Raw genomic sequence first — 11,622 nt, 5'->3', positions numbered from 1 at the left:
CGCGCGCTCGCCTCAATCGTTCGGTCCGACCTCGGTGAACCGGAATCCGTCCTGCGTCATGTGGAAATAATATCCCAGATCGCCGCAGAAGATCACGAAGGTCTCGCCGCCATCGGGCTCGCGATCGTGAATGGCGTTCCGGCGCGCAAGGCATCGGCGCGCCTTCGCGGCCAGGAAGCGCGGATAGCTTTCGGCGCGAAACGCGGCGGCGTCGCTGCTGCCGCCCTCATCGAGATAGGGCATGAACGGGAACTGCGTCATTCCCGCGACCGCGGTCGCATCGTCGGCCGCGAGCGCGGCGCGGAATCGGGCGATAAAGGCGTCGAATTCCTGCTGCACGGCCGCGGATGCAACAGGCTCCTCCTCCGCCGACGCCGGAACGGACGAGGCGAGCAGGATGCCGGCCAGAACGCCGGGGAGCGGATTAATTTTCAACGACATCATGGTCTCGCCTTTCAGGATCGGCACCGGATATGCGGCGGCGCCGGCGCAGCATCGACCGCAACGCCGAAAACAGCAGTCCGGCGGCGGTATAGATCAATGTCGCCACGGCGATCGCGGGGATGGTGACGTCGCGCGGCTCGCCATCCGCTCCCGCGCACAGCAGGTTGCGCGTGACGCCCTGCTGCCCCGGCTTGTAGCTGTATTCGCGCGACAGCGTGTCGAGGCCGCCCGGGCAGACGATGGGTTCGGCGACCGTCGACACGATCGGCGGATAGACGGCGCCGCCCGCGACCGCGAACATCATGGCGAGGAAGCCCCAGCCCGCCGCGGCGGGGAGGATGTCGAGCGGCCGGAACAGGCGCGAGCGATGCGTCTTGCGAAAATCCTCCAGCCCGGCGAGCAGGAAGATCAGGCCGAAGATCGCGGCGACGATCCCCGGTCCGATCAGCGCGCGCATCATTCCCGCTCTCCTTGCATTCCATCCGGCAACAGCGGGACGGACGGCGCCTCGCACGTGCAGGCGGCCTGTTTCGCGATCGGGGCCTCGATGGGACAGGTGCAGAGATATTCGGCCCTGTGCCCGCATCCGGCGGCGCGATACCCCTCATAATACCAGTCGAAGCCGGGCGAGACCCGGTGGCTTTCGGTCCACTGGGCGAGCCGCGCGGGGTCGGCGCGGATTTCGGCGGGCGGATCCGGAATGGGGGTGGCACGCTGGTGCACCTCGCTGCGGCGTGCGCCATCGACTTTCGTCGCCGTCACCCGTTCGATCGGGCAGGTGAAGCGTTCGGCGAAGGTCTCGCGCGCCTCCCGCTCGCGGCTCGCGCAGCCCGCGACGGCGGCCGGGAGCAGGACCGCAAGACACAGGAGGACCCGGCGGCGTATCACAGGCCCCCCAATATCTCGGCGCGCTTGGCTTGATACTCCTCTTCGCTGATCAGGCCGCCGTCGCGCAGCGATTGCAGGTGCCGCAACCGGTCCTCGACGCTGCCCCCGCCCGCGTCGGACGGTGCGGCGGGGCGGCGCATGATATCGGCGTCGGTGCGCAGTCGCTCGGCCATCTTGTCGCGCAGGGCGCTCGCCAAGGCGTTGGCGTCGGCAATCTCGCTGTCGGTCCGGCGGGGTCTGAACAGCGCGAGCAGCAGTCCGAGCAGGATCAGGCCGCCAAAGGCATAAAGGCCGTAATAGATGCTGGCTGCGCCAATCGCGCGTAGCGTGATGTCGCGCCGGGTGCCGTCGGGCGCGATGCAATAGATGGTGTGCGATACGCCCTGCTGCCCCGGCTTGTAGGAATAGTTTTGCGAAAGCCGCTCGACCGTTCCGTCGCAGGCATAGGGCGCGGCGCGCTCGACCAGCGGCGGGTGGATCGCGCCGCCCGCGCTCGCCACCATGATCCCGCAAAAAGCCGCCACGCCCAGCAGCACCAGCAGGGCGCACCCCAGCTTCGCCGCCGGACCGGGGCGGCGCCGGAGCGCGAGCTTCGCCGACAGCGAAAATATCACGATGATCGCCGGTCCCAGCAGGAACATACCGATGGTGAATATGGCCGAATCGCTCATATAGCCCCGCCCGTCATCGCGGCGAGGCAGAAGCGTTCGGGCGCGTTCGGGTCGGCCTCATGTTCGTCGCCGCAGGCGTTGCGCGTTGCCCACAGCAGCGTGCCCTGATCGGCGGACACGGCATAGGGCAGGTCGCCGCGCCAGGTGCCCGTGATGCGGCGCTCGGTGCGCGTCGCCATGTCGAACCGCGCGATCCCGATATCGGCGGGATAGATCAGGCGCGAGCGTGCATCGTCGAACAGGAAGGACGCCAGTTCCCAACCGCCCCACGCGACGAGATAAGGCGCGCCAGGCGGCTTGCGCGTGCGGATATGGAGGTCGACGGTGCCGTGACCGCGATCCGCCGTCCAGACCAGCCAGCCGGCATTGCCGCGCAGCGAGTCCACGGCGTCGAGGTCGTCGGAAAATTCGTCCTCGCGGTACACGAGGCCGCCCGTCACCGATTCCCACAGATTGTCCGCTTCGGCCGGCTTGTCGCGCAGGCGTCGGCCGCCCGCGACCGTCGCGGCGTAATAAGCCTGTGGGCCGTCGAGGCCGTCGCTGCCGTCACCCCACAGCGAGGCGATGGCGAACAGCGTCCCGCCGCGCCAGGCGAAGCCGGTGAGCAGGGCCACGGCGTCGGCGGGATGTTTCGCGCGCGTGTCGGGAGGCGGCGTCACGGGCACCAGCTTGCGGTCGGCCACGCGATAGAGCCACAACTGGTCGGGGCCGTCGAGTTCCTGACTGGGCAGCAGGATCGCGACATGGCTGCCGTCGGGCGACAGCCGCATCCCCGCGATCGGCACGCGCCCGTTCTCGGCCAGTTCGGGCCGCGCGCGGGCGAGGGGAGCAAGGTCGATCTCGCCGATCACGCGCGTCGCGATCGGCGCGGCGGCGCGGTCGCCCAGTTCCTGGCGGCGGCCGAGATAAACGACCGTCATGCAGTCATAGGCCTGGTCGTGGACCCACGACGCGGCATCGTTCAACTCGGCGAAGCTGCGGTCGGCGGCGCAGCGGCGGTCGCGCTCGCCCACCCAGTCGCGCTGCTCCGCCACCAGCGCCGCGCGCGCCGGGCCGGCCAGTTTCGCCAGCACGGCGCGATAGCTGCGCGACAGCGCCAGGTCCTGCCAGCGCAGCGCGGCGTTGGCGCAGATGAAGCGATCGACCGCGCGCGTCGCCTTGCCGCAATCGAAGCTCGCTGGAACGGTGGCGGACGGCGCCGGCTGTGCGGTCGAGGGGGCCACGCCGCCCAGCGCCAGCGCGCAAAGAAACAGGCCGCCGAGGCGGAGGAAAGGCTTGGGGCCGCTTTCCCACGTCATTGCGAGCGGAGCGAAGCAATCTCCAGCTATCGGTGAGGCAGAACGATAGCTGGAGATTGCTTCGTCGCCTTCGGCTCCTCGCAATGACGATGCCTCGCGCTCAGTCATGGACGATGATTCGCGGGTCGTCGCACAGATTCTGCTGGGCGATGGGCATGGGGTCGCTGCAGCAATCCTCTTCCTTTTCCTCGAACAGGACGGAGATTTCATAGGTGCAGACGCCCGCGCCGCCGGGGATGGTGAAGGTCCGCGTGCGCCCCGGGGCCAGCCCGTCATAGCCGAAGGCGTCCGAATCGCTTTCGATGCCGTCGGGTGCGCGCAGCGCGAGTTGTTCGAGGCGGCGCCGGCTCCTGTTCGTGACCGCGACCTTCAGGTCGGCGGCGGGTGCCGCCCGCGCGGCGGTGCCGCACAGTGCGATCAGCGGCCGCGCCGCCGCCGCGACGCCGTCCAGCGGATAGCGCGCCGACGATCCGGCGACGCTGACCGACATCCGGTCGTCCGCCGCCAGTATCGCTTCGAACGATGCGTCGAGCGGCACCTGCCCCCGCAGGCGCAGCAGGCCGTCCGCCTCCGGCGGCTGAACCGTGGCGGGAAAGGTCAGCGTCGCGCTGCCGTCGCTCAGGCGGACCGGCACGCTCGTCCCGGCCGCGAGGCGCACCGGCGGGTGGGTGATGTAGGCCGACACCTCCGGAACGCCCTTGTCGCAGATGAAGTTCAGCAACGTCATGCCGCCGTCGGGCACGCCAAAGACGAGCCGCGCCTGCTGGGCGCCATGATCGACGCCATACCAGCGCGGCCGCCCGTCCTGCGCCGCGGCGGGCGTGGCCGCGAGAGCCAGCACGGAGGCGAGCAGGATACGCCGATACCGCCGCGTCGGCGATCTGGGAAATCCGGCCTTTGTTCGCCCTTTGCGGGTCATGGCATCTGTCTCCAGCCTGTTCGGATCAGGGGCCTGCCCGTGCCGCACAAGGCACGGACAGGCCCGACGGGAGCGGCCGAACCGGGGTGGAGGGAAGCCGATCGGCAGTGTCCCCCTGTCCGGCCAGCAGATACGCCGACGGGTCGCTGTCGACGCACCCGTTCCCGCATCAGCGTCCGGGCGCCCGCGAGGGGGCGGCGGGCGTCGGATCGGGCAATGGATGTTCGTGCATCGGAGTCTCCCTGTCCCACCGTGATGCCATGGACAGCGAAAGCCTGTCTCGGACCAGAAGGAACGCGAGGTGGACCAGACGGCACTTCGGCGATACGGTGCGCCGGACGGGAGGGGGACATGGACGCGGCCGGTTTTTCCCAGATACTGTCCACCGCCTCGGTGCCGGAGCGCGAGCGGCTGCCGATGTGGCGCGAGCTATTCGGGCAGGCGATGGTCCGGCTCGACATAGAACCGGCCCGGAACGTGCCGTTTCACGCCGAAGGGACATTGTGCGCGCTGCCGGGAGCCGCCTATGCCTCGGTTTCCGCATCGCCGGTGCAGGTCTCGCGGACGCACCGCCTGATTGCCGCCGATCCGGTCGAGATGCTCTATCTGATCACCGCCGATGCGCCGCTGGAACTGCGCCAGCGCGGGCGCGAGCATGTGCTGGCGGTCGGCGACTCGATCTTCGTGCGCGGCGGAGAGGTCAGTACCATCCAGTGTCGGAAGCGATGCCGTTTCACCAACATCGCGGTGGCGCAGGACGACCTGCGCGCGCTTCTGTCGGGGGCGGACGATCTGGCGATGCGGGTCGTCCCGCGGCAAAGCGATCTGCTGGGGCTGCTCCACGCCTATGTCGACATGCTGCGCCTGCGCGCCGACGCGGCGTCGGGCGTGGCGGCGGCGCTCACGGCCGGGCATATCCGCGACCTCATCGGCGCGGTCGCCGCCACGGCAGCCGAAGATGGCGCGCCGGAACGGCCCGGCGTCAAGGCCGCACGACTGCGGGCGATCAAGGCCGACATCGCGGTGCGCTCGTGCGATCCGCGTCTCGACATCGTAGGTGTGGCCACGCGCGCCGGGATCAGCCCGCGCTATGTCCGCCGCCTGTTCCAGGATGAGGGAAGCAGCTTTTCGGCGCATGTGCTGGGCGAACGGCTCGACCGCGCCCATCGCCTGCTGCTGCATCCGGGGCAGGCGCCACGGACGATCGCGGCGGTCGCCTATGCCTGCGGTTTCGGCGACCTGTCCTACTTCAACCGCACCTTCCGCCGCCGCTTCGGCATGACCCCGTCGGATCTGCGCGGCGCGGGTTGAATGCCATCCATTTCCCGTTCGTGTCGAGCGAAGTCGAGACACTTGTCGGCCTTGCGCCACGCTGATGGGTGTCTCGACTTCGCTCGACACGAACGGAACGATAGGCGGATTTACGGCCCGACGCCCTAACGGCAGCCCCGCTGCCAGTCGAAGAACACGCCCTGCCATCCCCACCCCGACTGGTGGACCACCTCGGTCAGCACATGCGCCAAATTGGCGGGGTTCGCCGCGGCTTCGCTGTCGCCCACGATCTCGACGCGATCGTCGGCGATGCGCGGGGCAATCTGGCGCCGGATCGCTTCGTTCGGCGGGGTCAGCGTCAGGCTGGCGTCGTAGATGATGTCGGCGTCGGGGTGCGTGCCGTCGCGCGGGCGCAGGCTGCTGCTCATCCGCGCCTCGCCGGCGTTCATCGGCTTGTCGCCGCGGACCAGCGACACCTCGCGCGCCCGCACGCAATGACCGGCGGAAACGAAGGTCAGCCGCACCCCGATCGTCCGCTTGCCGCCGCGAAAGTCGCGCGTCACCAGCAATTGTTCGGGCCGGTCCGCCGGGCGCTCGACGTGAAGGTTCAGCCCGGCATTCGCCAGCGATTCGATCCGCCGCTTCAGGCGCTGCTCGGGCAGCGGCATGGCGCCGGGCGCGGGCGGCACCCACGCCGTCCAGGCGGCGAGCCACAGCATGAAAACGGCCATGATCGCGAAATAGGCGACGCCGAAGGCCACCATGAACCGCCATTGCGCGAACCAGTTGTCGGGGCCGCTTTGCATCACGTAAACAGCGGGGACGAGCGCCCCGAACATGGTGAGCGCCCAGGCCGTGATGCCGATCTGCGAACGGTCGGTCCCCCACGCGGTCACGCCGCCGATCAGCAGCGCGACCGGCAGGAACAGGATGACGATCGCGGTGGGCGTCATCCGGCCGTCGCGCAGCCACAGCCAGCCCAGCGCGCCCGCGCCCGCGAGTAGCAGCAGCAGCGCGGCGACGATCACCGGCGGGCTCGACAGCCGGCTCATCGCGTCTCGCCGCCCGTCACCCGGCCGGTGATGGCAACCGCGCCTGCCTCGATTCCGCCGGGGATGTCGCCGCGCCGGAAACGGGGCAGGATCACGCCGTCCATGATCTGCTGCGCGGCGGCGTCGGGCAGGCGGTCCGACAGCTCGCGCCCGACCATGATCCGCGCCTGCCGTTCGTTCGGCGCGACGAGCAACAGGATGCCGCTGTCCGCGATGCCGCGGCGGTCGGCGACCGTCGCGGCAAAGCGGGCAATGTCGATCCCGCCGAGCGAGGGCGTGGTGACGATGACCAGCGGATGTCCGCTTCGCTGGTCGAAGGCCGTCAATACGGCATCGAGCCGCGCCTTGCTGTCGGCGGACAGGATGTTCGCTTCGTCGGCGATGCGCCCCTGCACGATGCGGAAGGCGACGCCGCCTTCGCCTTGCCGCACGGCATCGGCGGGGCTGCTGGTGCCCAGGTCGATACGGACGATGCGCGGCGGCTTGTCGGGGCCGTCGATCGGCACATACCGGATGCGCGCGGCCATCCCGTTCGTCAGCCGGACCGCCGGTTTCTCCTCGGTGCTGCCGCGATTGGCGAAGCCCGCTTCCAACGCGCCCCAATTGATGCGGAACGCGACGGGGCCGACGGAAAAATATTCGTAATGGCTGTAAGCATGGGCGTCCGAACTCTTGCGCTTCCTGCTCACGCGTTCCAGGCGCCAATCATGGATCGGCCCTTCGACCTGCCGGGCCTCTCCATTCGCCACCGCCTGCGTGACGCGGCGCTGGTCCCACCACGGCACCGCGCCCGACGCGAGGACTGTGAAGACGCCGATCGCCATAAGCGGATAGCTTGTCCAGCCCGCTTTGCCGAAACCCCATTTCATCACCGCGCCGGCAATGATGAATGCCAGCCCGATCAGCGGGAACTGCAAGCCGACGCTGTCGCTCGCAATGTCATAGACGGTCGTATAGGTCATGGCCGCGCCCCGTTCGCGCGTCTCAATCCTTCAGATAGCGGTCGCCGCATGCGGCCATCGCGTCAACCGGCGGCCCCCACCGCACCGCCTTGGCCAGCGCGCGCATCGCGATCTCGCCGATATGATCGTCATCCTCCGCCGGATAGACTTCGCTGTTCGACAATTGCTCGAGCTGGCCGTTGAGCTTGACCCAGGTCGCGGTGCGGGGATCGGGCGCGATGTCGCTTTGCGCGAAGATTTGAAGCACCACGGTCGACAGCACATAGCATTGGATGCGCGTGTCGCGGGTATCGGGCGGCAGGCCCTTGAACGCGTTCGCCTGCGTTTCCGGGAACGCCGTGGCGCAGGGGCCGGTGTAGCTTGCGGCATTCTTGTCGGCGACGAACCTGTCCTGCAATCCCTTGTCGCGCGTGCCGATGCGCTCGATCCTGGCGACGACCTTGGCCGGGTCGTCGAGGTCGCCGTCCGTCCCGGCGAGCAGCGCGAAATGCAGCGCCTGGCTCGCGGTGTCGAGCGGGACGGACCCCTTGCCGACCTTTTCCTGCGCCAGCGCCATGGTGGCGCCATAGCAGAGCGAGGCGCTTTCCGTCCGGTCGGCGGGCAGCTGGACGGCGGGCGCGCCGCCGCAGCCGGAGAGGGTCAGGCCCGCGCAGGCCGTGATTCCCAGCGCCGCGCTGTACCACGTCGTCGTTCGGTGCGGCTTGCCATGCATCTCGATTCCCCCGCTAAACTCTGTCCTCGCGTTGGCCGACCATGGGCGCGGGATCGTCGGCTGTCATGGACCATGCGGAACCGGCATGGGATTTTACGGCACTCGCGGCCTCCGCCTCAGGGGGGGAGCGGCCGTGCCGGTGCGTCCGCATCGGGTTCCGCCCCGTCCGCGACGGCGGATCGCGAAGGCGCTACGATGAGCCCGTGGCGCCGATCGATGCGGAGGAAAGCGAATGCCCCATGCCCGATGGATAGCGGTCGGCGGTGCGATCGCGCTGGCGGCGGTCGCTGCGCCGGCCGGGGCGGAGGATGGCGGACGCGGTGCCGGCTATGCCGCCGAAGGGCCCGCCTTCGACCTGCCGGCCGACATGCGTGTCGAACGGCAGGAGATGCATGTCGCGCTCGATTCGATCCGGCTCGTCTACGTCTTTCATGCATCGACGCGCCGGACCGTCCATTTCCGCTTCGTCCTGCCCGCCATGCCGGTCGATGCCAGCCCCGACGCCATCGGGCTCGACGGGCAGGGCGAGGTCGCCGGGCTTGCCGCCGACCGGCGTCCGCTCAACTATCTGGACCTGTCGGTGCGCGTGAACGGCGCGCCGCTGGCGCTCTCCGGCCGCGGGCGTGCGCTGCATCGGGGCAGGGACGTGACGCGGCAATTGCTCGATGCCGCCGTGCCCCTGCTCTACCATTTGGACGAAGAAGCGCCGTGGCGCCGCCTTCCGGCCCGCACCCAGGCAATGCTCGACGCCGACGGCCTGCTCGTGCTCGACACCGCGGACTGGAGCTATCAGGCGGATTTCGAATGGGATCAGCGCTTCGAGCCGGGGGATACGCGGGTCGAGATCCGCTATGTCCCGGTCGCCGATTACTGGAGCGACATCAATTCCGCCGAATTTCCCGAGATAGCCCCCGGCGGCCCGGCGACGCGGACCTATTGCATCGACGACGCGCTGCGCCGGGCCTATTTCCGCCATCCGGCCTACGACCTCTTTACGATCGCCCACGGCTGGGCCGCACCGGCCGGACGGCACGGCCGGGCCGCCCACTATCGCCTGGTCGTCGACAAGGGCGCCGCCGCCAACATGGTCGCCTTCTGTCCCGCGGCGGCTCGAAAGACCGCCGCGACGACATTCGAATGGTCGGCCGCCGACGTCAAGCCAGACCGCTCCTTCGGCGCCCTCTTCTTCATCGCCCCCGATCAATAGCGGGCGCGCAGCGTCAGATAGAGCGAACGCCCCGGCTCGGGAAAACCGTCGGTCAGGCTGTATTCCTCGTCGAACAGGTTGCGCGCGCCGACGCCGATCTCGATCTTCTCGGTGACGGCATAGTCGATGCGCAGCGCCGTGTTCACATAGGAACCCGTGCGGTAATAGCGCGCCGGCTGCGATGCGGGCGTTGCGGTGAACAGCGTCCAACGGCTCGATGCGATCTCGACGCTCGGCTGGACGTGCAGGCCCGCCAGCGGTGCCCAGTCGGCATAGATCAGGCCCTTGTGCGTCGGCACCCCGGTGGGCCGGAACCCCGGATTGGCGGCATAGGACAGGTCGCGCTTGATGACCGTGTAATTGGCCCCGAGGTCGAGTCCGGGCGCGAGCGTTGCCGACAGCGACGCTTCGGCGCCGTAATATTCGCCGCTGCCGACGTTCCGGCTCTGGTTGAGGTTGGTGAGCACGCAGCCGGGAGTCGGCGTCGCGGGCGGCGTGGTCGACGCGGTGCAGGGGTAGCCCGGCGTCAGGACGCCGAAGATCGCTTCGTCGACCCAGCTGTAGAAGATCGCACCGTCGACCCGCACGCCGCCGGCCGTCCAGCTTCCGCCGATTTCGGCGTTGGTCGCGCGTTCGGCCTTCAGTTCGGGGTTGGGGATGGCGGTGTTGAACCGCTGGCTGAAGCGCTCGAAGATCGTCGGGAAGCGCGCACGCGACGACAGGCTGGCGTGCAGCGTCAACGCGTCGCCCGCGTCCCAGTCGAACCGGCCCTGCAGGTTCCGGGCGTCGGCGTCGCGGCGCGGATATTGATAGAGGACCGCCGGGGTGCCCGAGGTTCCGAGTGGTGAACCGAACTCCTCGGCACGCTTGAGGTCGCGCCAGTCGAAGCTGCCTCCGACCGTGAAGCGAAGCGCCGTCGTCAGGGCAAGCTCGTTTTCGAGCGCGATGGAGAAGGTGTTTTCGGTCTGCGTCTGCCGCGGCTCGGTCGACGGCACGCCCGCCGTCGAGAAGCTCGTCTGCGCCTCGACATGCTTGTCGTGACGGTAATGGAAGGCGAGCCGCAGCGTGTCGGCGTCGCTCATCCGGAAATCGAGCTGCGCCGACCCGCCCCAGGCCTTGTCGAAATAGGGGCTGTCGAACGCGAAGGGGCGGCTCTGCGTGGATTGGGTCCGGTCGTTGAACGAGCGCAGCATCGAATCGAAGCGGTTGTAATAGGCGCGCGTCTTGAGCGTCGCGCGGTCGCCGAGCGCGGTGGTCGACAGGAAATAGATGGATTCGATTTCCCACTTCGGCCAGGTCCAGAAACGCGGCGTGTTGACGAGATCACTGACGTGCAGCGGCGCGTTCTTCGATCCGTCCTGCCGCGTGTAGCTGATCGCATATTCGTCGCTTTCGTTCGGCGTGAAGCCCAGCTTCACATTGGCGCGCCAGTCGCGGGTCCGCGAAAAATCGCGCTCGCCGCCGTCCTCGAGCGTCGGGACGATCGGCGTGAAGCTGTCCGGCAGATCCCAATGGTCGGTGAAGCTGCGCGCATAGCTGGCCTGCGCATACCAGCGCTCGTGCCGCGTCCCGATCAGTGCCGACGCCGAATAGCCGGCATAATCGGCGTCGTTGTCGAACGTGACCATGCCGCGCACGTCGATATCGAGCGCCTTGGTCGGGCGCCGCGTGACGAGGTTGATCGCGCCGCCCATCGCGCCCGGCCCGTCGAGCACCGACGCATAGCCCTTCGCCACCTGCACCTCCGAGATGTCGGTGGTCAGGAAGCGGCCATAGTCGAGCCGGTTGTCGGCGGGCAGATACACGCGGATGCCGTCGATCGAGAGCGGCACCTGGAACCGGTCGAAACCGCGGACGAAGACGAGGCGTTCGTTGCGCGTGCCGCCGCTGTTGCCCGCGACGACGCCGGGCATCAGATTGATCGCGTCGTCGAGCGCGGTGCGGTTGAACTTGTAGATCGCCTCGCGCGACAGGCTTTCGCCGTCGATGCCGATCCCTTCGCTTCGCGGCGCGGTGACGACGATCTGCCCGAGGGCGAAGCGATCGTCGCCGGTGTCCGGCGCATTCCGGTCCTGCGCCTGCGCCTGCGACGTCGCGAGGCAGCCTGCCGACAGCAGGAGGGAGAGTATGGTCCGCATGATTTACCCCTTTTTTTCTCACCGAATCACTATATACGGCCATATATAGTGATATCGCA

The 11,622-nt window shown here is 68.7% G+C and carries 12 protein-coding genes; 2 read left to right on the top strand and 10 right to left on the bottom strand.

Annotated features, from left to right (window positions below; all coding sequences use genetic code 11):
* Positions 1 to 12: 12 nt before the first annotated feature.
* From AC2S9W_RS01730 to AC2S9W_RS01705, 6 genes are all read right to left on the bottom strand, one after another.
* Complete coding sequence (locus tag AC2S9W_RS01730) at positions 13 to 441, bottom strand: hypothetical protein (RefSeq protein ID WP_148650929.1); 429 nt, start codon at positions 439 to 441, stop codon at positions 13 to 15.
* Entirely contained in the window at positions 425 to 904 is a 480-nt protein-coding gene (locus AC2S9W_RS01725) for a hypothetical protein (protein ID WP_067186303.1), read from the bottom strand. Before AC2S9W_RS01725 ends, AC2S9W_RS01730 begins: the two co-directional genes overlap by 17 nt.
* Positions 901 to 1,332, bottom strand: coding sequence for a hypothetical protein (locus AC2S9W_RS01720; RefSeq protein ID WP_067186301.1), 432 nt, complete (start codon positions 1,330 to 1,332; stop codon positions 901 to 903). Before AC2S9W_RS01720 ends, AC2S9W_RS01725 begins: the two co-directional genes overlap by 4 nt.
* Positions 1,329 to 2,003 (bottom strand): SHOCT domain-containing protein, encoded by a 675-nt coding sequence (locus AC2S9W_RS01715; protein WP_067186299.1) that lies wholly within the window; start codon positions 2,001 to 2,003, stop codon positions 1,329 to 1,331. The genes AC2S9W_RS01720 and AC2S9W_RS01715 overlap by 4 nt, the downstream gene beginning before the upstream one ends.
* Positions 2,000 to 3,301 carry a lysozyme inhibitor LprI family protein gene (locus AC2S9W_RS01710; protein WP_067186297.1) on the bottom strand — a complete coding sequence of 434 codons (1,302 nt, stop codon included), beginning with the start codon at positions 3,299 to 3,301 and terminating at the stop codon, positions 2,000 to 2,002. Before AC2S9W_RS01710 ends, AC2S9W_RS01715 begins: the two co-directional genes overlap by 4 nt.
* A 100-nt stretch (positions 3,302 to 3,401) precedes the next feature.
* Positions 3,402 to 4,142 carry a hypothetical protein gene (locus tag AC2S9W_RS01705; RefSeq protein WP_286748620.1) on the bottom strand — a complete coding sequence of 247 codons (741 nt, stop codon included), beginning with the start codon at positions 4,140 to 4,142 and terminating at the stop codon, positions 3,402 to 3,404.
* Positions 4,143 to 4,571: 429 nt separating this feature from the next.
* On the opposite strand from AC2S9W_RS01705, the gene AC2S9W_RS01700 reads away from it, so the two are divergent.
* Complete coding sequence (locus tag AC2S9W_RS01700) at positions 4,572 to 5,531, top strand: helix-turn-helix transcriptional regulator (RefSeq protein ID WP_067186294.1); 960 nt, start codon at positions 4,572 to 4,574, stop codon at positions 5,529 to 5,531.
* A 125-nt stretch (positions 5,532 to 5,656) separates the two neighbouring features.
* Here the strand turns inward: AC2S9W_RS01700 and AC2S9W_RS01695 are convergent, their stop codons facing one another.
* From AC2S9W_RS01695 to AC2S9W_RS01685, 3 genes are read right to left on the bottom strand one after another with little or no spacing between them, the layout of a single operon-like run.
* Positions 5,657 to 6,544 (bottom strand): hypothetical protein, encoded by an 888-nt coding sequence (locus tag AC2S9W_RS01695; protein WP_486571556.1) that lies wholly within the window; start codon positions 6,542 to 6,544, stop codon positions 5,657 to 5,659.
* Entirely contained in the window at positions 6,541 to 7,506 is a 966-nt protein-coding gene (locus AC2S9W_RS01690; RefSeq protein WP_067186290.1) for a TPM domain-containing protein, read from the bottom strand. Before AC2S9W_RS01690 ends, AC2S9W_RS01695 begins: the two co-directional genes overlap by 4 nt.
* Positions 7,507 to 7,528: 22 nt before the next feature.
* A complete protein-coding gene (locus tag AC2S9W_RS01685) occupies positions 7,529 to 8,218 on the bottom strand; it encodes a hypothetical protein (RefSeq protein ID WP_286749094.1) in 690 nt (229 codons plus the stop codon).
* A 232-nt stretch (positions 8,219 to 8,450) separates the two neighbouring features.
* Here AC2S9W_RS01685 and AC2S9W_RS01680 point away from each other — a divergent pair, with 232 nt between their 5' ends.
* A complete protein-coding gene (locus AC2S9W_RS01680) occupies positions 8,451 to 9,425 on the top strand; it encodes a DUF4424 family protein (protein ID WP_067108153.1) in 975 nt (324 codons plus the stop codon).
* Here the strand turns inward: AC2S9W_RS01680 and AC2S9W_RS01675 are convergent.
* Complete coding sequence (locus AC2S9W_RS01675) at positions 9,419 to 11,563, bottom strand: TonB-dependent receptor plug domain-containing protein (RefSeq protein ID WP_486571555.1); 2,145 nt, start codon at positions 11,561 to 11,563, stop codon at positions 9,419 to 9,421. The two genes, AC2S9W_RS01680 and AC2S9W_RS01675, sit on opposite strands and share 7 nt — an antisense overlap.
* Between the last annotated feature and the right edge of the window lie 59 nt (positions 11,564 to 11,622).

The organism is Sphingopyxis sp. 550B, from assembly GCF_057401805.1.
This window is presented reverse-complemented; position numbering and strand designations above follow the sequence as displayed.